This window comes from Sulfurospirillum sp. 1307 (assembly GCF_054408545.1).
In genome coordinates this window covers 1,070,226-1,093,971 of record NZ_CP176011.1, presented here as the reverse complement: position 1 = coordinate 1,093,971, position 23,746 = coordinate 1,070,226, and the positions used below count along the sequence as shown (strand labels likewise).

23 protein-coding genes are annotated in these 23,746 nt (G+C 30.2%); 6 read left to right on the top strand and 17 right to left on the bottom strand.

Annotated elements, in window-relative coordinates:
- Positions 1–32: 32 nt before the first annotated feature.
- Genes ACKGJI_RS05565 through ACKGJI_RS05545 form a run of 5 tightly spaced genes read right to left on the bottom strand, consistent with a single transcriptional unit; the run spans position 33 to position 4,039 of the window.
- Entirely contained in the window at positions 33–1,238 is a 1,206-nt protein-coding gene (locus tag ACKGJI_RS05565) for an ABC transporter substrate-binding protein (RefSeq protein WP_458701587.1), read from the bottom strand.
- Entirely contained in the window at positions 1,225–1,866 is a 642-nt protein-coding gene (locus ACKGJI_RS05560; RefSeq protein ID WP_458701586.1) for a TVP38/TMEM64 family protein, read from the bottom strand. The genes ACKGJI_RS05565 and ACKGJI_RS05560 overlap by 14 nt, the downstream gene beginning before the upstream one ends.
- Positions 1,863–2,960 carry a (Fe-S)-binding protein gene (locus tag ACKGJI_RS05555; protein WP_458701585.1) on the bottom strand — a complete coding sequence of 366 codons (1,098 nt, stop codon included), beginning with the start codon at positions 2,958–2,960 and terminating at the stop codon, positions 1,863–1,865. Before ACKGJI_RS05555 ends, ACKGJI_RS05560 begins: the two co-directional genes overlap by 4 nt.
- Entirely contained in the window at positions 2,941–3,609 is a 669-nt protein-coding gene (locus ACKGJI_RS05550; protein ID WP_458701584.1) for a TVP38/TMEM64 family protein, read from the bottom strand. Before ACKGJI_RS05550 ends, ACKGJI_RS05555 begins: the two co-directional genes overlap by 20 nt.
- Positions 3,599–4,039, bottom strand: coding sequence for a rhodanese-like domain-containing protein (locus ACKGJI_RS05545; RefSeq protein ID WP_458701583.1), 441 nt, complete (start codon positions 4,037–4,039; stop codon positions 3,599–3,601). Before ACKGJI_RS05545 ends, ACKGJI_RS05550 begins: the two co-directional genes overlap by 11 nt.
- Before the next feature lie 244 nt (positions 4,040–4,283).
- Here ACKGJI_RS05545 and ACKGJI_RS05540 point away from each other — a divergent pair, with 244 nt between their 5' ends.
- Genes ACKGJI_RS05540 through ACKGJI_RS05530 form a run of 3 tightly spaced genes read left to right on the top strand, consistent with a single transcriptional unit; the run spans position 4,284 to position 8,121 of the window.
- Positions 4,284–6,908 carry a valine--tRNA ligase gene (locus ACKGJI_RS05540; protein WP_458701582.1) on the top strand — a complete coding sequence of 875 codons (2,625 nt, stop codon included), beginning with the start codon at positions 4,284–4,286 and terminating at the stop codon, positions 6,906–6,908.
- Entirely contained in the window at positions 6,908–7,504 is a 597-nt protein-coding gene (locus ACKGJI_RS05535; RefSeq protein WP_458701581.1) for a DedA family protein, read from the top strand. Before ACKGJI_RS05540 ends, ACKGJI_RS05535 begins: the two co-directional genes overlap by 1 nt.
- Complete coding sequence (locus tag ACKGJI_RS05530; RefSeq protein WP_458701580.1) at positions 7,501–8,121, top strand: LysE family translocator; 621 nt, start codon at positions 7,501–7,503, stop codon at positions 8,119–8,121. The genes ACKGJI_RS05535 and ACKGJI_RS05530 overlap by 4 nt, the downstream gene beginning before the upstream one ends.
- Here ACKGJI_RS05530 and ACKGJI_RS05525 read toward each other — a convergent pair.
- From ACKGJI_RS05525 to ACKGJI_RS05470, 12 genes are all read right to left on the bottom strand, one after another.
- On the bottom strand, positions 8,107–8,799 hold the full coding sequence (locus tag ACKGJI_RS05525) for a tRNA (5-methylaminomethyl-2-thiouridine)(34)-methyltransferase MnmD (protein ID WP_458701579.1): 693 nt from the start codon (positions 8,797–8,799) through the stop codon (positions 8,107–8,109). The two genes, ACKGJI_RS05530 and ACKGJI_RS05525, sit on opposite strands and share 15 nt — an antisense overlap.
- Before the next feature lie 29 nt (positions 8,800–8,828).
- Positions 8,829–9,353 carry a molybdopterin adenylyltransferase gene (gene mog, locus ACKGJI_RS05520; RefSeq protein WP_458701578.1) on the bottom strand — a complete coding sequence of 175 codons (525 nt, stop codon included), beginning with the start codon at positions 9,351–9,353 and terminating at the stop codon, positions 8,829–8,831.
- Positions 9,350–9,844, bottom strand: a complete 495-nt coding sequence (gene bioV, locus ACKGJI_RS05515; RefSeq protein ID WP_458701577.1) for a pimelyl-ACP methyl ester esterase BioV — start codon at positions 9,842–9,844, stop codon at positions 9,350–9,352. Before bioV ends, mog begins: the two co-directional genes overlap by 4 nt.
- The gene (locus ACKGJI_RS05510) at positions 9,831–11,486 is read right to left on the bottom strand and encodes an AAA family ATPase (RefSeq protein ID WP_458701576.1); all 1,656 of its coding nucleotides are present in this window, start codon (positions 11,484–11,486) and stop codon (positions 9,831–9,833) included. Before ACKGJI_RS05510 ends, bioV begins: the two co-directional genes overlap by 14 nt.
- Positions 11,473–12,714, bottom strand: a complete 1,242-nt coding sequence (gene mtaB / locus ACKGJI_RS05505) for a tRNA (N(6)-L-threonylcarbamoyladenosine(37)-C(2))-methylthiotransferase MtaB (protein ID WP_458701575.1) — start codon at positions 12,712–12,714, stop codon at positions 11,473–11,475. The genes ACKGJI_RS05510 and mtaB overlap by 14 nt, the downstream gene beginning before the upstream one ends.
- On the bottom strand, positions 12,711–14,312 hold the full coding sequence (locus tag ACKGJI_RS05500; RefSeq protein ID WP_458701574.1) for a mechanosensitive ion channel family protein: 1,602 nt from the start codon (positions 14,310–14,312) through the stop codon (positions 12,711–12,713). The genes mtaB and ACKGJI_RS05500 overlap by 4 nt, the downstream gene beginning before the upstream one ends.
- Positions 14,305–15,339 (bottom strand): 3-dehydroquinate synthase, encoded by a 1,035-nt coding sequence (aroB, locus tag ACKGJI_RS05495; protein ID WP_458701573.1) that lies wholly within the window; start codon positions 15,337–15,339, stop codon positions 14,305–14,307. The genes ACKGJI_RS05500 and aroB overlap by 8 nt, the downstream gene beginning before the upstream one ends.
- Before the next feature lie 9 nt (positions 15,340–15,348).
- Complete coding sequence (locus ACKGJI_RS05490) at positions 15,349–16,752, bottom strand: COG3400 family protein (RefSeq protein ID WP_458701572.1); 1,404 nt, start codon at positions 16,750–16,752, stop codon at positions 15,349–15,351.
- 62 nt (positions 16,753–16,814) lie between these two features.
- A complete protein-coding gene (locus ACKGJI_RS05485; protein WP_458701571.1) occupies positions 16,815–17,750 on the bottom strand; it encodes a diguanylate cyclase domain-containing protein in 936 nt (311 codons plus the stop codon).
- Complete coding sequence (locus ACKGJI_RS05480; RefSeq protein ID WP_458701570.1) at positions 17,747–18,802, bottom strand: ATP-binding protein; 1,056 nt, start codon at positions 18,800–18,802, stop codon at positions 17,747–17,749. The genes ACKGJI_RS05485 and ACKGJI_RS05480 overlap by 4 nt, the downstream gene beginning before the upstream one ends.
- Complete coding sequence (locus ACKGJI_RS05475) at positions 18,786–19,094, bottom strand: STAS domain-containing protein (protein ID WP_458701569.1); 309 nt, start codon at positions 19,092–19,094, stop codon at positions 18,786–18,788. Before ACKGJI_RS05475 ends, ACKGJI_RS05480 begins: the two co-directional genes overlap by 17 nt.
- Positions 19,078–19,896 carry an STAS domain-containing protein gene (locus ACKGJI_RS05470; RefSeq protein WP_458701568.1) on the bottom strand — a complete coding sequence of 273 codons (819 nt, stop codon included), beginning with the start codon at positions 19,894–19,896 and terminating at the stop codon, positions 19,078–19,080. The genes ACKGJI_RS05475 and ACKGJI_RS05470 overlap by 17 nt, the downstream gene beginning before the upstream one ends.
- 124 nt (positions 19,897–20,020) lie before the next feature.
- Between ACKGJI_RS05470 and tgt the strand changes: the two genes are divergently transcribed.
- Genes tgt through ACKGJI_RS05455 form a run of 3 tightly spaced genes read left to right on the top strand, consistent with a single transcriptional unit; the run spans position 20,021 to position 23,733 of the window.
- Positions 20,021–21,142, top strand: a complete 1,122-nt coding sequence (tgt, locus tag ACKGJI_RS05465; protein ID WP_458701567.1) for a tRNA guanosine(34) transglycosylase Tgt — start codon at positions 20,021–20,023, stop codon at positions 21,140–21,142.
- 3 nt (positions 21,143–21,145) lie between these two features.
- A complete protein-coding gene (locus ACKGJI_RS05460; protein WP_458701566.1) occupies positions 21,146–21,811 on the top strand; it encodes a transglutaminase-like cysteine peptidase in 666 nt (221 codons plus the stop codon).
- Positions 21,808–23,733, top strand: a complete 1,926-nt coding sequence (locus ACKGJI_RS05455; RefSeq protein WP_458701565.1) for a bifunctional diguanylate cyclase/phosphodiesterase — start codon at positions 21,808–21,810, stop codon at positions 23,731–23,733. The genes ACKGJI_RS05460 and ACKGJI_RS05455 overlap by 4 nt, the downstream gene beginning before the upstream one ends.
- Positions 23,734–23,746 lie beyond the last annotated feature (13 nt).

Below are 23,746 nucleotides of genomic sequence, written 5' to 3'. Positions count from 1 at the left end.
AAAACAGAGCAGGTATAAATAAAAGAAAATTTTTATTTTTGAAGAACATCTTTCTTCCAAATCTTTTCTATCTCTTCTATATAATCAGCACTTAATTCTGGGATTTGATTTTCTTGTAATATTTTTGAATCTAACAAAGCTGGATCGGAAGTTAAATTGGAAAATTTTACTTTAAAATCATCATCAAGCTTATTTAAATCTAGTACTGTTCCATCTCCCCAAACATCACTTTGTGCTTTTTTGTATTGTGCAGTTGGAGATAAAAGAAAGTTAATAACTACCATTGCTGCTTTTGGATTTGATGCTGTTTTTGAAATAGTTAAAAAGTGAGTATTTGCCAAAGTTCCTCCTTCAAAAATAGCTGTTTTTGAAGATTTTGGAAAATTTGAAGTTTTGATTTTATTTAGTGCATGAGATGGATTGTAAGAAAATGTAAAATCAACACTTCCATTTGCATACAATGTATCTAAAAGAGCTGAGCTTTTTGGTAAGTAACTACCATTTTTAAACATATAAGGTTTTATATCATTTAATTTTTTAAAAAACATTTTTAACTTGCTTTTATAGTTGTCTTTATCAAAGTTTTCTATCCCTCCTATGCTACTTAAAAATAGTTGCCTAACAAAGGCACTCCCTGTAAAATCAGGAATGGCAGGGTAGCTAAATCTTCCTGGGTTATTTTTTATCCAGCTAAATAATTCTTTTGTATTTTTAGGTGGGTTTGTTACTTTGCTTGAATCATAAACCATAACAAATTGAGCTCTTCCAAAAGGGGCTTCAAGTAAGTTTGTTGGCTCAGAAAAATCAAGCAAATTTGATTTGTTTTTGCTATCTACATAAGCGTTATAATTTGGAAGTTTTGAAACAAAAGAGCCATATAATAAATCTTTTGTTTTCGCAATCTTAAAATTTTCACCATTTATCCAAATGATATCAATAGAGCCTTTTTTATTTGAGTTTTTTTCTAACTCTATCTTTTGTAAAACACTCTTTACATCATCTATTGGCACACGATTTATCTTTATATCATAAAGCTCTTTTACATTTGGTATTACAAACTCATCAAAATAGTTATTTACCTCTTTACTTCCACCCCACATGTAAATAGAAACTTCACTTCCTCTAGCTTCATTTAGTATCTGTTCATATGGTTTTTCAAGTACATTTTCTTTTACACCATTGTCTTTAGAACAAGATATAAATAAAAATGCTACTAGCAAAAGATTAATTATTTTCATAAAACTTCCTCTTTAGCTTGTTTTTAAATATCATTGAAACTACAGTAAGTCCTATTAAAAAGGCAATTGAGAGATAAAAACTACTTGAGCCAAAATTAAGAGATTGAGCCCCAATGTTTGCATAAACTACAACTCCTGGTATTATCCCAAATAAAGTTGCAAGTATGAAATCTTTATATCTTATAGAAGAAAAACCAGCACTATAACTGATGATATCAAATGGAACTAAAGGAACTAAACGAAGAAAAAATATAATCAAAAAACCATTTTCTTTTATGTTTTTATCTAAGTTTAAAAGCTTTTCATTTTTTAACTTCTCTTTTAACCATGAACCATAAAATCTTGAAATATAAAATGACAAAGTAGCACCACAAAGAGCCCCAATCATGATATATAAACTTCCCTCAAACAGGCCAAATATCAAACCTCCGGCTATTGCTAAAAGAGCATCAGGAAAAAGTGTCAAAGGTACTATGGTAAATAAGATTATAAAAACAATCGGTGCAAATGAGCCAAAACTTAAAACATAATCTCTTATCTCAGATGGACTTGTAAACGAAAAAATATCAAAATAGTAAAAACTACCTAAAACAACAGCAATAATTACATAAAATATAGTTTTTTTCATTTTAATTTCTCAATAATCTTTTTTGATTTATATCTGTTAAACCACTTTTTTACAACAGAGTTTTTCTTCTGCACAAAATTATCTTTTTTTATATCTGTAAATATAAGGTCAAGTATATGAACTCCATTTTTACCGCCTCTACTCATTGATTCAGCACATGATTGACAGTAACTTACAATAGTATCACACTTTGTTTGATTTGCTCTTGAATTCATTTGATTTAGTGCCAATTTTGGATTTGTAAGCTCAAGCATACCTCCACTTCCACAACACTCTGTTTTTTCTTTATTGTTTTTAAACTCTTCATACTCTAAACCAATCATATCTAAAAGCTTTCTTGTACTTACATGTAGATGTTTTTCATGACGAGTTGGACAAGGATCATGTAAAGCGACTTTATCAAAAGAAGTATAAGCATTTTCTTTTTCTCTAGGTATGCCATGCTTAGCTAAAGTTTCATATAGAGAAACAACTTTTACATTTGGCGAAAACTCTTTTAAACTCATATAACAATTTTCACAAGCAGTCACTACTGTATCTACTTGCATATAGTCAATATCAGCTTCAAGTTTAGAATATAGCTTATGAAATCTTTTCATATCTCCTACAATTCTTGTAGGTTGCCCACAGCATTGCTGAAGCATATTAATCCCTGGCAAGGTAGCATTTAAGTGCTTATAAATTTTATAAACTAGATGAGGAGAGTAAGAAGACAAGGCACATCCAGGCATAAAAGCCATATTTTTATACTCTCCTACGCTAAATTTTGTTTTAGCTGTAAATATTTTTGAAAAACTATTTTTTTGATGAAAAAGTACAGATTTGTACCCAAAACTTTTTAAAACTTTATCATCTTTTGCATGTTCTACTTTTGCTTCTTTAAATATATCTTTAAAACTAATATCAGCTGGGCAAACTGTTTCGCAATAGTTACATGTAGCACATGAAAAAGAGATATGTGAAGTTGGTTTGTTTTGTTTAAAATCAAGAAGTAAGTTTTTTGGCGAGTTTGTAAACTCATCAAGCATTAAACAGCCTTGCATACAAAGCTTACAATCTATACATTTTTCATAATCAAGATGTGCGTTTGACATATAAACTCTTTAGTAAGTATATGAGTATTGAAAAAGCAAAAAGACATAAAAGTCCATAAACAATCATCTTACTCTCCCCTATTAACATCTCTCCAGCATAAGAATAAACAATCGTGGCTGGAAGCTGCCCAATCCCTGTTGCTATAATAAAATCTTTTATTTTCATCTTAGTTAGACCTGCTGCATAACTAATCAAGTCAAATGATATAAAAGGTAAAAGCCTTGCTATAAGAATAGCATATTTTCCATGCTTTTCAAAAAACATATCTACACTTTCTAATGCACTTTTAGATGTCAGTTTTTCTACAAAATCTCTTCCTAAAAAATTTGCAATATAAAAACAAAGTATAGCTCCAACCATAGCTGAAATCCAAGAGAGAATTGCTCCATATACCCATCCAAAAAGAGCAGCATTTGAAAATGTTATCAAAAATGCTGGAAGTGGTGCAATGAGTGATTGAAGAACCATAAGTACAAATGAGACAATTGGTGCTAAAAGACCAAAAGAGAGTATATACTCTTTAACTCTTTCAATATCCAAAGAGTTAAACAATGAAAATATATCTAAAAGTGTACTTTTAAGTGGTTCAACAAAACATAATCCTATCACTACTGATAGGATTATGAATTTATAAAGATTATTCTTCAACTTCTAAAACATCTTTTATTTCTTCTCGTGGCAAACCATATTGACCATCAGTTAGTATCACTAAGTTTGATTTTTTAATACCATTTTTTGCTAAGAAGTCATATGCTCTCTCAGCTCCTCCGCCACCTTTAGGGCAAACAACTATGACTTTTTGATCATCTTTTATACTAGGTATCATCTTTGCTATTCTAGCTTCTTCTTCTTTTGTTTTAACAGGATATGCATATGTAGCAATAGCACCTCTTAAGTGTTCTTCTTCAAAGTCATCTTTTTCTTGGATATCAACTAAAACTATCTTTGAAGGACTTTGACGAATAAGCTCTGCAGTCTCTTTTGCACTTATGTAGTTATATTCAGGCTTTTGCTCAACCTTACCACTACAACCAATAAAAACCATGATAGACAAAATTGAAAGAATAATTCCTTTCATACACATCTCCTAATTTATATTTTTCACTACATGTATATGAATTGATGGAATCAAAGGAGTACTCTATGTCTCAATTGATGTATGCTTAAACCTTAAGCTATGCTACACATGAGTAATAAAATTATATTTCTTAATGGCTTAAGAACTAATTAATTGGTAAACATAATTTTACCATTGTCTTTAATCATTAATTTACTCATATTTTGATATAATCGCGTCATTTTGAAGATAGGATAAAAATATTATGAGTGAAAAAAGTACAGTATATAATCCAAAAATTGTTGAAGATAAATTTTATAAGATTTGGGAAGAAAGAGGCTATTTTGAAATAGATGGCAATAAAAACATACAAAAAGATGGTAAAAACTTTTGTATCATGATGCCTCCTCCAAATGTAACAGGAAGCCTACATATTGGTCATGCTCTAACTTTTACTTTACAAGATATTATAACAAGATATAAAAGAATGGATGGGTTTAAAACTCTTTGGCAGCCAGGAACTGACCACGCAGGAATTGCTACTCAAAATGTAGTAGAAAAGCAACTTTTGGCAAAAGGTATAACAAAAGAAGAGTTAGGTAGAGAAAAGTTTTTAGAAAAAGTTTGGGAGTGGAAAGAGGTAAGTGGAAACCAAATCTTTCATCAAATGAGAAAATTAGGAGTAAGTCCAGCTTGGAGTAGAGCTAGATTTACTATGGATGAGGGGCTTAAAAAAGCTGTTAAAAAAGCATTTGTAAAACTCTACAATGAAGGTTTAATAGTAAGAGATAATTACATGGTAAACTGGTGTACGCATGATGGTGCACTAAGTGACATCGAAGTTGAGTACGAACAAAACAAAGGAAAGCTTTATCATTTAAGATATCCTATTGAAAATAGTGATGAAGCTATCATAGTTGCAACAACTAGACCTGAAACTTACTTTGGTGATACTGCTGTAATGGTTCATCCTGATGATGAAAGATATAAACATTTAGTTGGTAAAAATGTAATTTTACCAATCATCAACAGAAAAGTAAAAATCATAACTGATGAACATGTTGAAATGGATTTTGGAACAGGTTGTGTAAAAGTAACTCCAGCTCATGACATCAATGACTACGAAGTAGGTAAAAGACATAATCTTGAATTTATCACTATCTTTGATGAAAAAGGTATCTTAAATGATGAATGTGGTGAATTTAAAGGAGAAGAAAGACTTGAAGCTAGAGATAAAGTAGTACAAAAGCTTGAAGAACTTGGGTTTATAGAAAAAATAGAAGATTATGAAAATCAGGTAGGACACTGTTATCGCTGTAAAAATGTAGTTGAGCCTTATATATCAAAACAATGGTTTGTAAAAAAAGAGATAGCCAATGGTGCTATAAAAAAAGTAAATGAACACCTATGTGAGTTTTACCCAAGTCATTGGATAAACTCGTTTAATGCTTGGATGAAAGATTTAAGAGACTGGTGTATCTCTCGTCAACTTTGGTGGGGACATCAAATACCAGTGTTTTATTGTAAAGACTGTGGACATGAGTGGGCTAGCGAAGAAGATACACAAAGTGAATGTCCAAAGTGTAAAAGTAAAAATATTTATCAAGACCCTGATGTACTTGATACTTGGTTTAGCTCTGGACTTTGGCCATTTTCAACTCTTGGTTGGGGAAATGGAGATGAATTTAAAAATGAAAAATGGTTCGAGAGTGATTTAAAAGATTTTTATCCTAACTCACTTTTAATTACAGGCTTTGATATACTTTTCTTTTGGGTAGCTAGGATGATGTTTCAAAGTGAGCAAACATTTGAAGAACTTCCGTTTAAAGATATCTACCTTCACGCACTAGTAAAAGATGAGCATGGTGCTAAGATGAGTAAATCCAAAGGCAATGTTATTGATCCACTTGATACCATAGAAGAATACAGCGCAGATACTATTCGTTTTACTTTAGCTATTTTAGCTGTTCAAGGTCGTGATATAAAACTAAGTAACGACAAATTAGAGCAAATGAGAAACTTCACAAATAAGCTTTATAATGCATCAAATTATCTACTCATGAATGAAAAAAGCTTTAAAGACTTAAGCCAGATAGAGATTAAAACTGATTTGGGAAGATATATGCTATCTCGTTTACACGAAGCTACTCGTGAAGTAAGAGAGCAAATTGATAGCTATAGATTTAATGATGCAGCAACTACTCTTTATAGATTTTTATGGGGTGAATTTTGTGACTGGGGAATTGAGCTTAGCAAAGCTGAAAAATCAAGCGTAGCTGAACTTGGAGCTATCTTTAAGGAGGCTATGAAGTTACTTCATCCATTTATGCCATTTATTTCTGAGTATCTTTACCAAACTCTTAGTAATAAAGAGCTTGAAAACGAAGAATCAATCATGGTAATGTCATATCCAAGTGATACTTCAAAAGATGAAGAGATTGAAAAAATCTTTTCTTTAGTCATTGAATCAATCGTAAGCATAAGAAGAGCAAAAGCAACTATTGATATGCCAGGTAAAATTGAGAGTGTGAGCATAAAACTAAATGAAGATATTGATTTAACAAAAGCTATTCCTTTTATAAAACTTCTTGGAAAAAGTGGTGAAGTTAACCTAGTAAATTCAAAAGTAGAAAATGCAATCAGAGATGTTAGCGACAACTTAGAAGTTTTCATACCACTAAGTGGGATTGATTTAACTCCAATCATCACTAGACTAAACAATCAAAAAGCAAAACTTGAAAAAGAAGTAGCAAAACTCAATGCAATGTTAAGCAACGAAAGATTTGTAGCAAATGCACCAAAAGAAGTTGTAGAAACAAATAAAAAAGCACTAAGTGATGCAAAAGAAAAACTAGAAAAAATTGATGAAGAGTTAAAGGCACTTTCTTAGTGGAACTTTTACATGTAGTAATTGACTTTTTAGTTCAAAGTATTGGCTCTTTGGGATATTTTGGTATATTTGCCTTAATGTTCCTAGAGAGCTCATTTTTTCCCTTTCCTAGTGAAGTAGTTATGATTCCTGCTGGTTTTTTAGCTTACAAAGGAGAAATGAATTTATATCTTGTTATAGCTCTTGGAATCTTAGGCTCTCTTAGCGGAGGACTTTTTAACTACTATCTATCAAAAACACTTGGAAGAAAACTTATCTTAAAATATGGCCATTATGTTTGGTTTGATGAAGAAAAACTAAATAAAGTAGAAGATTTTTTTAGCAAACACGGAGAAATTTCAACCTTCAATGGAAGGTTAATCCCAGTAATCAGACAATACATCTCACTTCCAGCTGGACTTGCAAGTATGAATATAATCAAATTTTCTGTTTATACAAGTTTGGGTGCTGGTATTTGGGTTAGTATTTTAGCATTACTTGGTTATTTTTTGGGAGATAATAAAGAGCTTATAAACTCCTACCTAAAAGAGATAACCATAGGCACTGTGATTTTTATCATAGTTTTAACAATTTTTTACATTAAGAAACAAAAGTGAGTGAATATATATTTTTAGTTCCTATAATCCTTGCATTTATCGCAGGAGTCATGAGCCCTGGCCCTAGTTTTTTTCTCATAGCTCACAATGCGATGTCAAATACTAGAAAAAAAGCACTTTTCATGGCTTTTGGACTGGGACTTGGAGCAGCTATTTTAGCGCTTGTTGCTTGTACTGGGCTATACTTGCTTCTAACCAAAATCCCTATTATGTTTTTAGCTTTTAAAGTACTAGGTGGAGCTTATCTGTGTTTTTTAGCATATAAGATTTTTAAAAGCTCTAAATCAAAACAAGAAAATAACTCTTTACATGTAGATAAAAAAGCAGACAATTTCAAATCATTTTTAACGGGACTCTTTACTCAGCTCTCAAATCCAAAAACTATCATAGTCATAGGTGGAATCATCGCAGCATTTTTACCACAAGAAACCCCAAGATATACTTTTGTAATCATTTGCACTTTATCATTTATCTTAGATTTTTCTTGGTATAGTACAGTTGCCATTGCTCTTTCTACTAAAAAAGCACAAAATGCTTATCTAAAATATAAAAGTATCATAAACTTAATTTCATCAACTTTTATCGCTCTTATAGGAATTAAACTAGTTGCTATCTAAGTTGCATTTTATTTTGTGTTCCATATCGATTTTTTTATATAATTCAATTTTCTTTTTTGAAGCCACTAAAGAATCTCTTGTTTTTTCATTTACTTTATCATAGATAAAAAAACCATTTGTGTAAAGATTATATCTAGTATTAAATGAAGTAGAATAAGAAGTCAAAATTGCATCTTCCCTACTAGCATTTGCAATCAAGCCAAAATACTCTTTAGTCCAAAGCTTAGGATTTTTCTCGGGTGAAAATGCATCTTGATAAATCACATCAAAAAAATTATCAAACCCTTTTACATACTCAACCGCATCACCAATAAAAAGTTCTACATGTAGATTGTTTTTATGATATTTTTTCTCTTTTGATAGTGTGGTTATAATCTCTTTTGAAAACTCTTTTGGATACTCAAAATCAACTAATGAATTTATCAAATCTCCATCAAGTTCAGGAGAGTAGATAAAAAGCTCAATCTCAGGTTTATGCTCTAAAAAGTACCAAATAGTAGCTAGAGTATTGTAACCCAAACCAAAGCAGATATCTAAAATATATAATGATTTTTTATCTGATTTTAACTCATATGCAGGTATTACATGCTTAATTAGTGTTTCACTAAGAGCACCATCTTTTGTTGAGTGATAGTGCTCTTCATAACTATTTGAGTAAGCTGTGTAGCTTCCATCCAAACTTTTTACAATTTTCAGTTAAAAACCCTTTATTTTTTAGGTCTAAAAGCTTTTATCACTTCTTCATTACACTCTAAGTATGGCCCACCAATCAAATCAATACAGTAAGGAACAGCAGGAAATACTGCGTCCAAACACTCTCTTATTGACTTTGGTTTACCAGGAAGATTGATAATCAAACTTTTTCCTCTAATCCCAGCAGTTTGACGAGAAAGGATAGCAGTTGGAACATACTTAAGGCTAACTTGACGCATAAGTTCACCAAAACCAGGCATCATTCTATCACACACTGCTTCAGTAGCCTCTGGAGTTAAATCTTTTGGATCTGGCCCCGTTCCACCTGTCGTTACTATTAAACAGCATTCATGAGTATCAGCCATATCTTTAAGTGACTCTTTTATGAGGTCAAAATCATCCGGAATAACTTCATAAACTGGTTCCCACTCATTTGTTAAATACTCGTTTAATGTATCAATTATCGCTTTACCTGATAAATCCTCATAAACCCCTGCACTTGCTCTATCTGAAAGTGTTAAAATCCCAATTTTAATCATAGTATATGTCCTTTATCTTTTATAAACCAAATTGTAGCAAATTTTTGAAAAAACCTCTTTACATGTAAAGGATTTATTATTTTATCTTTTTCCCCTAAAAAAACCTCGATCTGAATTCCTCTAGCAATTAAGCTTTGAAGTTTTTCAATGCTCCATTCATATTCAAGCAACTCATCTAACTCTTCAATACTTCCTTTTTTAAAGTATTTATCATCACAAAAACCACAACTTTTTAAAAAATTTTTGCAATACTCATCAGAATTTTTTCTAAAAGCTATCTTTTGAAGTTTTTTAAACTTTTTGTCTCTATCTTGAAAAAAAGCAGGCGAAATGAGTTGAAGCTTATCGATTCTTTCTTTACATGTAAAAGCATACTCAAGTGCTCTTTGAGCCCCATAACTAAACCCTACAACACAAAAATCATCTTTACATGTAAAGCTCTCAAAAAGCTCCTCTTCACCTTCAAGAGAAAAACCGTTAAAATACTTCATCTACAATTTTTTTAACCTCTTGCTTTGTTATGCTTTCATTTTCGTAGATATTTTGTGCAATTTTTTCGATTACTGCTGTCATTCCTATGAGAAATTTTTCTACTTCATCTTTTGCATTTTTCAAGATATTTTCAATATCATCAACACTTGGAACTAAGCTTTTGCCCATGCCGTATCTCTCACTCATATCTTTTGCTATTTCTCTAGCACGGCTTAAATCTTCACTGCTATTTGTAAAAATTTCGTTGTATTTTATGTTTGTTATTGCAATACCAGCTAGATATACTTTGATTTTTGAAAGCATTGAAGTTTTAGATTCAATTTCCATATCCAAATCTTTTAATCTATCATTTACTATGGAAATTTTATCAAAATCACACTCAAACCAGTATGCGCAAAGTGCTTTTGCGGCTTGATAGTATGATTGTATCTCTTTTTCTTTATCTGAAAAATTTAAAACTTTTCTTTTTCCTAGTAAAACTTTTTGTCTTACTGCAAAAAAGTCATCTTCATCTATAACACTTTTTTTATTTCTAAGAGCATTTATGGCTGCTTCATTTACCAAAGTAGCAAGTGCAGCACCACTAAAGCCTACGCTCATTTTTGCTATATTTTCTATACTTCCTTCAAAATTTTTATCTTTTAGATAAATTTCTAAGATCTTCATCCTATCGTTTATATCAGGCATTGGTATAAAAACCCTTCTATCAAACCTACCTGAACGCAAAAGTGCTTCATCAATGATGTCTATCTTGTTTGTAGCTCCTATGACTATAACTCCACTACTATCTTCAAACCCGTCCATTTGAGTTAAAAGTTCATTTAGCGTTGATTCTCTCTCATCATTTCTCATACCACCTCTTGCTTTTCCAACAGCATCAATTTCATCAATAAATATGATTGATGGTGCATTTGCTTTAGCATATGAAAAAAGTTCTCTTACTCTTTTTGCTCCCATTCCCACATAAATCTGAACAAAACTAGCTCCACTTTGATAAAAAAATGGCACATCAGCCTCTCCAGCAACTGCTTTTGCTATCATAGTCTTACCCACACCAGGAGGACCGATAAGTAAAACCCCTTTTGGAAGTTTTATACCCATTTTTTTATATTTTCTTGTATTTTTTAAAAAATCAACTATCTCAGTTAACTCTTCTTTTACCTCATCAATTCCTGCAATATCACTAAACTTATAGGCTGACCTACTTCTTTGTATGATAGTTTTTGTAAGTCCTTCATGTGCATAAGCGCTGTATTTTTCTTGCTCTTTTTGAAGTTCACTCTCTCTTTTTTTTCTGTTGTATATGCCAAATGCAATCAAAAGAGCAAAAATGATTATCATAAAAATCAAATCTTCAAAGATACTAACATCTTTTGCAACTTTTATAGGAACATGACTTGCAAGCTCTTTTAAATCAATACTGTCTTTGTAAATAACATATGAGCCACTATCAGTTTTTAAAAATACTTCATTTCCATCAATCTTAGCTTCTTTAAATTCTGATTTTTTCAAAAGAACTTCATACATTTTTAAATCTATCGGATTATTTCTATCTTTTAGGGCAACGCCTAAAAGCAAAATAACCAACATACTAAATGACATAAAAATTATCATTACTTTTTTGGATTTAAAATTGAGCATAATTTGCATCCTTTTTTACTTCATACTCGCTAATACTTACCCACTCTTTATCTATATCTCTATTTGATTTGATATGAACTTTGTTGTAAAACTGATCATACCCCACAAAAGCATCATCTTTTTTCTCTTCAACCAATACTTCTAGGATTGCTCTGTTTTTCAATCTAAAATCATAGTTTTTATTTTCTATCAACTCTTCAGTCTTTTTAAGTCGTTTTTTAGCCACATCACCTCTAATCTCAGGCTTCATTTTGCTACTAGGAGTTCCATCTCTTTTAGAGTAAATAAAAGAGTGGATGTGTGTTAGAGGAAACTCTTTTAGCTTTTCATAGGCATCTGCAAATATCTCTTCACTCTCTCCAGGATGCCCTACTATAAAATCTGTTCCCAAAGCATAACCTTTGCTACTTAGTTCATTAAAGAGCTCTAAATCCCTTTTTACATTGTTTCTTCTTCTCATAATTCTTAGCATCTCTTCATTTGTATGCTGAAGTGCAAGATGTAAATGCTTCTCCAACCAAGGCTCATCTAAAATTTCTCTAAAGCTATCATCTACTTGTATTGGCTCAATACTTCCAAGTCTTATCCTTCTAACACCTCTAATCATAGCTATTTTTTTAACTAAATTACCAAGGCTACTTTTTTTATCTTGTCCATAACTTCCTATGTTAGTTCCTGTTAATACAAACTCTCCATAGCCATTATATGCTAGTTTTCTTACCTGTTCTAATATCTTTTCTTCATCTTGACTTCTAGCATCTCCTCTTACATAAGGAATGATACAATATGAACACCTAAAGTTACATCCTTCTTGGATTTTTAAAAAAGCTTTACTCTTTCCGATATACTCACTTACTATTGTTTTATCTACCGAGTTTAAATCCCCTAATTCAACAAATGGTTTTTCAACTTTCAAAAGATTGTTTATATTTTCTTTTTCAGAGTGCCCCATAACACCAAAAACTTTTTTGTCTTTAAAAAGTTCACTTCCCTTGCTAAAAGCTCCACATCCAGCAATGATTGCTTTTTTACCTTGTCTATTTATCCCGTTTATATAGCTTCTAACACCACTATCTGCACCATTTGTAACTGTACAAGAATTTACTACAACAATATCTGCTAAACTCTCATCACTAACAACTTCAAAATCTTTTAAATTTTGCATCATTATTTGAGTATCATAGATATTTGTTCTACACCCAAATGTTTTAAAATACACTTTTTTCAAAATAATACATCCTTGTTAACATCTAAATCTTTTGGAGCAAATCTGCTTTGATGTCTTATATCAATGGTTTGAGTTGGATAAGCTATCTTTATATCGTCTTCTTTGTTTATTGCATCAACTATTTCAGCACTTATCGTACTTCTAAGAACAAGCGCAGCATATGAATTAGTCATATACCAAGTACTAATTGTCAAACCATGAGGCTCTAAAAAGGAGTAAATTCTTGGTTCTACATTTGTATTTTTAAGACTATACTGACTTCTTAGATGATTTAAACTTCTTCTTGCTATATCTGTATATCCTTTTGAATATTTTTTAGTTATCTCTTTGATGATGTACATTGCTTTTTTATGATTTGAATCAAAAGTTATAGTCAAATCTATCCCATCCCAAACAGTTTTTAATGTACCATGAGTATAATTTGCAATCAACGTTGTAAATATATAATTATTTGGTACAAATATAACTCTTCCTGTTCTTCTATTTTCTACATAACTAGTTAAAGTTATATCTTCTAAAATTGTCATTCTTTGAAGAGAAATATCTATGATGTCTCCAACATATGAAAGCCCATCTTTTCTAACTTTTATCCTATCCCCAACGTGGAAACTTCCTCCAAAAACAATAACCATCCATCCTAAGATATTCATAAACCAGTCTTTCATGGCAATTGCAATACCAGCTGAAGCAAATCCTAATATAGTTACAAAGTAAGAAACATTTTCTATATAAGCAAAAAGTAAAATCAAGATAATAAGAGTAAAGTTTATAAAATTTATAGCCTTATTTGCCATATAAAAGCGCTCATTGTCTTTTATATATTTTTTTATCATAAATTTGATTATCAAAGAAATCACTATCACCATCAAAACAAATAAAGCTATGTCAAAAGCTCTTTTGATTTGAGAAGTAATCTCATCTTTAACTTCTAGTATAATTCTATCTACTTTTTTTGAATAAACCTCATAAGTAGTATTTGCAAGCTCATGGGCTCTTTTGAATTCCAATAAATCTTTTTCTATATTTTTAATATCTTTTAAAATCTCTTCTTTTTGATTTAGTTTATAAATCTCTTTTAAAATTTCTTCTTTCTTTTTTAGTTTTGATATCAAAATCTCTAAAGAATCAAGCCTGTTTTTGTAATCATCTCTATCTTTTTTAATCTTTTTTATGTAAGAAAATGCAGAAATTATCATCAAAGGATTGGTCACTGATGGTTGCGTATCAATCTCATCTGGTTTTATGATTTTTACAAATGGTGAGTTTTTATACTCTCTTAAAAGTTCAATTTGTTTTTCAAGTCTATCTTGCTCTTTAAGCATCTCTTCATATAATTCTTTAGACTTTTTATCTCTTTTTCTTGATAATCTTTTTACCTCTTTATCTACTATTTTTAATTCTTCAAATAAACTTTGATAAGTTACATAGTTTTCATATCCAATTAACCAAATATTGTTTTTTAACTCTTCATTAATGATTTCAATATTTGTTTCAAGCTCTTTTATTTTTACAAGATTTTCACTGCTTACATTACTATCTTGTGTATTTGCAAAAGAAAAAGTAAAAATAAAAATCAATAAGACAATTTTTTTAATCATTAAAACCACCTAAGACTTCCAAAAGTACGGATTTTTCTATATCATCTCTCATACTAAAGTTTCCTATGCCATTTGGCAAAATAAACTTGATTTTATGGTTAAAACTCTTTTTATCCAGATAAAAACTTTCATAAAATTTTTGGGCAGATTTTATCTCATAACTTGTTGGTAAGTCATATTTAGATAAAAGTGCTTTTATTCTGTCAAACTCATCTTTACTTAAAAGCCCGATTTTAGTTGCTAAAGTATTTGCCATAACTATCCCAATAGCAACAGCTTCTCCGTGAAGATACTTTTTATACTCTGTTTCATTTTCAATCACATGAGCAAATGTATGCCCATAGTTTAAAACTGCTCTTACGCCCTCTTCTCTTTCATCACGGCTTACAACATCAGCCTTTATTTTTACACTTCTTTTGATAGCTTCTTGTAGATTTTCTTCTACATGTAAAGAGTTATTTTCTAACCATTCAAAAAAATCTTTATCAAAAGTCACTGCCATTTTGATGATTTCAGCAACCCCAGCACTAAACTCTCTAGCAGGTAATGTTTTTAAAAAATTTGTCTCACAATAAACTGCTTTTGGTTGCCAAAAAGCTCCTACTAGATTTTTCCCATATTTGTTATTGATACCTGTTTTCCCGCCAACACTTGCATCAACTTGAGAAAGAAGAGTAGTTGGAACTTGTATAAAATCAATCCCTCTTTGGTATATAGAAGCTACAAATCCTGTCATATCCCCTACTACACCACCACCAAGAGCGATTAATACTGATTTTCTATCTAGCTTTAACTTAAAACACTCATCAAGTATATAATTTATCGTTTCAAAATTTTTATACTCTTCACCATCTTTAACACTAATCACATGGCACTCATTTGCTTCAACTTTTTTCAAAAAATCTTCTACATGTAAAGCTTTTACAGTATCGTTTGTAACTATCGCTACTTTTGTGTCAAGTTTTATTTTATCTAATTCATTTATATAAACATTGTATGGTTTTGCACAATCTATATTTACTTTCATTTTGTCTCCTTAGACAGATACAGGGATAAAAAGCTGATAAGAATTTGATAGTTTAAAATATAATCTTTCCATATCAGTTGAAAAAACAGACAACATACTTGGCTCTAATATTTTAGAATTAAAAGGTACAAATTGTAATATATCATCTTTGTTTCTGAGTTTTAACAATGGATTTTTTCTAGTTTCTACTATCTCAACTTTTCTTGAAAAAAGTTTTGATAAATTATCAAAATACTCAACCAATGAATTAGCTTCTGTTGAATTATCTGGATTAAAATTATACAATTTTATCTTCAAGTCTAACTGCGAAGATACATCAAAAATCACCGCTGATTCTTTTTCTATATCTTCACTATTACTACTCAAAACAACACCCTCTCTTAAGCTTAAAAATCCCCAAGCGCCGATTTTTAAAACTGGTAATTTTGAAGCATATAGAGCTTTTAAATTCTCATTGAAAAATTCTCCATCAACAACGATAAGTCCGATATCTAGTTTTTCTAAATCATCTTTTAAAACTTTATTTGCATTGTCTTCATAAAAGTCTATATTTACAACTATATATTTAGAATCATAACTCTTTATCTTTTCAAATTGTTCTGTGTATGTTGGGTTAATGACCTTTATATAAAGTTTTACACTGTTTATTTTTGAGTGTATTAACATAGCATCATTTAAAAGTGTATCTATACTTCTTTTACTCATATTTTTCATATCTATTAAACAATAGATACTATTTCCAAAAGGAGAAGGAAACTGTCCTAAATCTTGTTTTATACTTCTATATACACTTTGCAGTACAACTGGATCACCAATCACCAATAAAATATCATTTGGCTGAATCATCAAAGTTGGTCTTGGTAAAATGAGTTTATTTGCCCTGTAAATTCCAGCTATTTTCCACTTTTTTTGAGCAATACTACCTATGTGTCTATATACATAAGAACTTCCTATTGGAACTCTTATCTCCATTATTTCACCCGCACCCAAGCCTACATTTTGAGCGATAACTGGCATATCTGGTAAAAAATCAACAAATCTAGAACTTAAAACTGCTTTTGAATCTAAAATTTCTAATCTATCATCATCGATATCAAGTTCCCACCTATCCATCATGATAACTTGAACATCTTTATTGATGCTTCTAATATTATTATATGAGCCAATTGCATCTATTTTTTTTGAAACTATTATCATGATCTGATAATAATCTCTTGCTAAAAGTGGAGATATTTTTTCATAACTAGTAGGATCAAAACTATAAAAATTAAAGTTTTCAAGTTTTTTAGAGGGTACAGTTTTATCTCTATAAGTTACAACATCAAAAAGATTATCACTACTTCCTTGATGCATAATCCTTTCTAAAAAGTGTTTTGCCAAAGTACCATCAGCAATAATAAGAATTTTCTTCATCCAATCTCCAACCAATCATATTTATCATAATAGATAAGTCTTTGATTATAGCAAATCTCCTATTATAAATTGCTGACTAGGAATTTTGGAGAGAAAAAGACATAGTTTGATTTTCCAGATTCTTTAACCTTGTACATACTAATATCAGCAAATTTTAAAAGTTCCTCTTTATCACTTGAGTCATCTGGAAATATAACTATACCAATACTTGCAGATATATTTGCAACATTCTTTTCATTTAAAGGTATAGGCTCATTTGTACTTTTCATAATCTTTTTTGCGATACTTTCTAAGTCTTTTTTATCTTTAAAATCTTTTATGATTATCACAAACTCATCTCCACCAAGACGAGCCAAAAGATCATGCTCTCTTAAAATCTTAGTTGTACGATTTGCAAATGTTTTAAGAACTACATCACCACTATCATGCCCATAAGTATCATTTACAAATTTAAACCCGTCTAAATCTATAAACATAAGTGCAAATTTTCTATCATGCCTTGATGAAAACGAAAAACACTCATCATACCTATCAAAAAAGCTTGCTCTATTTGGAAGTTTTGTTAGCTTATCATAGTAAGCACTCTCATATAACTCTTGATTTAGAGTATGGAGTTTTTCTTTAAGCATCTTTTCTAAATCATTTTTATTTTGAATCATAGACAAAAGCTCACTCTTAGAGAGCATTATAATTTTTTCTTTTAAAGCATCTATACTTTCTTTTTCAAGCTTTTCTTGATTGATTTTACATGTAAAGATTTCATGCACTTGATTACTTTTTATTTCTACATGTAGCGTATTTTCAACTATAAAAACTTTTACATCAAAAGACTTTTTAACATCTAGTTTAAAAATAAAATCCATTATTGATGAGAGAAAACTACTTTTGAAAAATATATCATCAATAAAATAGTCCAAAATAGTATCTAAAACCTTTTGTGATTCTTCTAATGCAATCTCGTTTGATATTTTTATATTATACAAATTTAAACTTTTCATAACTTCTCTTCTTTTTTAAATTTTTCTATAACCAGTATTGAACTATCATCATCTATCTTAGAGCATTCACTTAGGTATTTATCTGCAACTTCATAACTATTCGTATTTTCATTTATGGCTAATATATTAGATAGTTTTGTACTGTTGATACCATCACTAAAGCTTATAAAACAATCCCATTGATTTTGTTCAAACTCTTCTTTTATATACAAATTTTTCTCTAAACCTAGCAAACCATTACTATCCATGCTTTTAAATTCTACTCTATTAGTATAAATAATATAATTAATATTTCCAAGTCTATATATGCTTAATTTTTTACTTTTTAAATCTATTTTGCCGACTAAAACTGAAGCTCTTTTAAATTTATAATGCGTAACTATAAATTCATTTACTATTGAAATGACATCTTCTAAATCATACTCGCAAAGAGCAGAAAAGTATTTTCTCAGTAACAATGAAGTTTCATATAATAAAGAATTTCCATGACCTTCTATATCCCAGTGAGCAAAAAATAAATCATTTTGATTTTTTACAACAACTCCACCATCTCCACATGTATTGTATATATCATATGGATCAATTTTCATAGATACTTCAAAGTTATCATAAATATTTCTAAATAAAAAATGATATCTATAATCATATAGATACATTTTCATATCAACATAAAAGCCATCTTTTTTTGAGTGAAACCTTACTTCATCTACTGAGTTTAAAATCACATTTAAGCCAACACCCATAGTATTAGCAGTACTATAACCCCTAGTCATACAAAGTTTAATGTCATCTATACCAGCACCATTGTCATCTACAATCAATTGTATATATGCATATCTTTTTTTTTCAAAATAATACAAATAAAGTTTTCCATTATTTGCATATTTTATTACATTTAAAATTGCTTCTTTTGCTGCAGTTAGTATTTTAAGGATATCATTGTTAGAAAAATTAAACTTAGAAAAAACCTCTTTTAAATCAGGTAAAATATTTAAAACATTATCATCTTTATAAATTTCATGCTCAAATAATAGCTTACCATTTTTCATCATAGTGTCTTAAAATCTTAAAGTCTATTGATACATTATAAGTTGCCAGCAATGCCGCAATATGAGGCATAATCCCATAGATAGCAACTTTTTTTCCAGATATTCTAAATACTTCCAACCAATCCATTATCGCATTAAAACTCTTAAGATCGATACTCTTTAGTTTAGAAAAATCCACCACTATATGAGTAATACTTGAAAAAATATCTTTTTTTACTTCCTCAAACAACTCCTCAACTAAATGAGGAGTTAAAAGTTCTGGTAAAACTACTAAATGTTTATTTCTCTTTGCCATTAAAAGCTTCTATTGCAAATTGTAAAATCGAAGTTGTTGGGATATTTAACTCAATTCCCAAGTGAACCATAGTTTCAGCCACATCTGGAGAAAAACCTGAGATTATCATCTTTGCACCCATCAGTTTTGTAGCATTTTCTAATCTAACCAATTGATTTGCAACATCAGTATCAATTAAAGATACACCTTCGATATCCAATATGACTTTATGAATTTCCAAATTTTTAATAGCATTCAAAGTTTTTTTCATGAGAGTCATAGCTTTTTCAGAATCAATTATCCCTGAAATTGGTATCAAAATAGTATCTTTATCCAATCTTAAAATTGGAATTTCTGTTCTTCTAATATTTTCGATTTGCTTTTTGATGAGTAGACTCTGTTTTTCGTTTAATATTTCATGGGAGTGTATTGAAAGACTAGATATAAATACATTAAAATCAACTAACTCATCAACCATAAACTCTTTATCTTTACTTTTTACAAATTCTTCTTTTACTTTTTTAGCAACTACTTTTGAAAGTAGCATTAAATAGTTTGAAATTTGATTTGGTTTTATATCTAGCTTAGTCCACTCAACGGCAATATTTGCAACAACATCTTTTAATTCATCGATAGATATATTTTCAAAATCATCACTATTTTGTAAACATTGTTTGATTTGGTTTAAAATTTTTTTTGATTGTATGAAAACTTCTTCATCTGAAAGCATTTGTAGCCCAATATCACTAGAGATAACACCATCTACCCAGCTTTGAAGTACTGCGTCAAAATCTTTTGTTACAATATCTTTTACACTTTTCATCCTACAATCCTTTTTTAAAAATTTTTTTACAAACCTATTATATTACAATTTTAAGCGTTTAGCGATAAATTAGGCAATATATTGTACAATTTTAATCAAATATATTTAAGGAAACAATAAAAATATGCAATTTAGTATAGACAATACAGACAACAATGCAAGAGCTTGTACCATTAAAACAGCTCATAGCACCATAAAAACTCCTGTTTTTATGCCTGTTGGTACTGTAGGAAGTGTAAAAAGTCTTGATGCAGCTGACATGTTAGAGCTTGGAGCAAAAATTATCTTGGGAAATACTTATCATTTATATCTAAGACCAGGAAGCAAAACAGTAAAACATTTTGGCGGACTTCATGGTTTTACAAAATTTACAAATAGTTTTTTAACTGATAGTGGTGGATTTCAAGCATTTAGTTTAAGCGACATATCAAAAGCAGATGAAAATGGGATAGAGTTTAGAAGTCACATAGATGGAAGCAAACACTACTTTACCCCGCAAAGTGTACTTGATGTTCAGTATGATTTGAACTCTGATATTATGATGATTTTAGATGATTTAGTAGCTCTTCCTGCTACTAAAGAGAGAGTTGCGCTTTCTATTAAAAGAACAACTTCTTGGGCAAAAAAAGCCATACAATACCACATGAGCCAAAAAGAAAAAGGCATAGGTATAAACCAAAACATTTTTGCAATCATCCAAGGAGGAACTGATAAAGAGTTTAGAAAAATCTCTGCTACTGAGTTATGCTCATTTGAAGATTTTGATGGATATGCCATAGGAGGCCTTAGTGTCGGAGAAGCAAATCAAGAGATGTATGATACAGTAGAGTATACAACTGAGTTTATGCCAAAAAACAAACCAAGATACCTTATGGGAGTTGGAACTCCTGAAGATTTGGTTGAAAATGTAGAGCGTGGTGTTGATATGTTTGATTGTGTTATGCCAACTAGAAACGCTAGAAATGGTACACTTTTTACATCTTTTGGAAAAATCAATATAAAAAAAGCAATCTATGCACTTGATAACAACCCAATAGATCCTGAGTGTGATTGTCATACATGTAAAAATTACTCAAGAGGATATATGAGCCACCTTTTTAGAGCAAAAGAGCTTACATATTTTAGGCTTGCAAGTTTGCACAATCTTCACTACTATCTAAATCTCATGAAGAAGATGAGAGAAGCGATACTAGAAAATAGATTTGCTGAGTTTAAAAAAGAGTTTTACCAAAAAAGAGGCTTATAAGAGATGTGGGCTATAAAATTTGATTTTAAACTTTTTATAGCCCTTTTACTTATCTCTTTTTTAAATATAAATGCAATCAATGATGACTTTTTTATAGATAAAAAAACCATAGATAAAGTAGAAAAAAAATATGGAAAATTTGCAAAAAACAGAGTCTTAGCACTAGTAAAACTGATGAATTCACTAAAAAATGCTCCTGAAGATGAAAAACTAAAAAAAGTAAATCAATTTTTCAACCAAGTCCCTTACCAATCTGATTTGAAAACTTGGGGAGTTAAAGACTACTGGGCAACGAGGATGGAGCTTTTAGGAAAAGATAGAGGCGATTGTGAAGATTATGCGACTGCTAAGTACTTTACACTTAAACAACTTGGAGTTAGTGAGAGCAAGATGTATCTAACCTATGTAAAAGCAACCAAACAAAAAATAGCGCATATGGTTTTGACTTACTTTAAAACCCCAAAAAGTATTCCTTTGGTTTTAGACAACTACAACAAAAGAATCCTACCAGCTACAAAAAGAAGAGATTTGATACCAATTTATAGCTTCAATGGTGAGTCTTTATACTTGGCAAAACAACAAGGACTTGGACAAAAAGTGCCTTCAGGAAATAGAAAAAATAAAAAATGGTTAAAACTGTTAGACGATATAAGGAGAAATAAAATATGAGTCTTTTTAAACAAATTGCGATAGTATTTTCACTATTTGTAACATTAGTAATAAGTTCTATTATGTATCTAAACTTTAAATCTTCAAGTGATTTTTTGCAAAATCAACTCTTTACTATCTCAGAAGATACTGCTACATCTCTAGGTTTATCACTTAGCATGAATATACCCCAGGATGATGACATATCAACACTTGAGACCATCATAAATGCTATATTTGATAGAGGATATTATGAATACATCATTTTAAAAGATATGGATGGCAAAGTTTTGATTGAAAACAAAAATATAATCAAAGTAAAAGATGTACCTCAATGGTTTATCGACAATGTACATGTAAAAGTTCCTGAAGCCTCAACTCAAGTATCAAATGGCTGGGTTCCTTACGGTACTCTTAGTGTAAAAATTCACACTGGATATGCGTACAATCAGCTTTGGAATAGTTTCAAAGACTTAGTCAATACATTTTTCTTTTTAACAGCTCTAGCAATGCTTAGCATATATATACTTTTAAAAATCATCTTAAAATCACTAAAAAGTGTTGAAAACCAAGCCATTGCAATCACTCAAAACAGTTTTATCATACAAAAGAAACTTCCTTTTACTACTGAATTTAGACATGTAGTCATAGCTATGAATAAAATGGTAAGTAAGGTTAAAGATATCTTCAACCAAGAAGCACAAATGGTTAAAAAATACAATGACCTTCTTTACAAAGACAGCGATACAGGCATGGGTAATAGAAAGTTTTTTTCACTTAGATTATCTTCACTTTTAGAACAAGATGATTTAAAATCTAGTGGAACTATTGTGATTTTTGTTTTAAATCATTTTGCTGAAACTAAAAAAATCGTAGGATTTAAAGAGTTAAATAACTATATAAATAAATTAGCCGAAATATTTTATGAAAGCACAAAAGGAATAGAAGAAAGAGTAATCACAAGATTAAAAGACAATGAATTTTCTATGATATTACCGGCTCTTAATTATGATAAATCAAAAGAGATTATAGATAAGTTTTTATCAAGTGCAAATGAAATCAAAAGCGATAGACTAAAAGAGATAGAAGAGTTTTATATCTATGGTGGGGCAACTTACTACAACCAAGAAGATAAACAAAACGAAATCCTATCAAGAGCTGATTATGCTCTTTCTAATGCAAAGATGAGTAAAGAGCAAAGTGTTTATTTTCATGAGATTCAAGAATTAGATTCTATCGTAAAAATGGGAAAACAAGAGTGGCACAAACTAATCCAAAATGCCATTGAGAACGAAGGAGTTAAACTATCTCTTCAAGCAGTAAAAGACATTGATAAAAACATTTACCACGAAGAATCCTACCTTAGAATTATGGATGACAAAGGTAATATCCACCCAGCAAGAGTATTTATACCTGTTTTAAATCTTTTAAATCTAAGTGATAAAATCGACAGAAAAGTAATCCAACTTGCCTTGGAAAATAGCAATAAAAACATAGCTATAAACATAGCTACATCTTTCATACAAAATATCTCAAATCTTAGATGGCTAGAGACTACTCTAAAAACAAAAGGAAACAATAAAATCTCATTTGAAGCAGGAAACTACGCCATAACTCACAACTTAGATATGTTTATTCAGTTTTCAAATATCATAAGAAAATACAACTGCGAATTTGGAATAGACAACTTTAGAATTAGCAAAACCAATCTAAACTACCTACAAGAGCTAAAACCAAGCTACATAAAAGCAAACAAAACATTTTTCTTTGACATGCAAGAAGATGCAAAAAGCAGTATCTACAACTCCTTTAAAATCCTAGTAAATTCACTAGATATCAAGCTAATAGCTACATCAGTAGAATCACAAGAAGAAGTAGAAAAACTAAAAGCCCTTGGCATCAACCTTATGCAAGGAAGATTTATCCAAGAGCCTAGTTTGTAACAAAGTTCCCTAA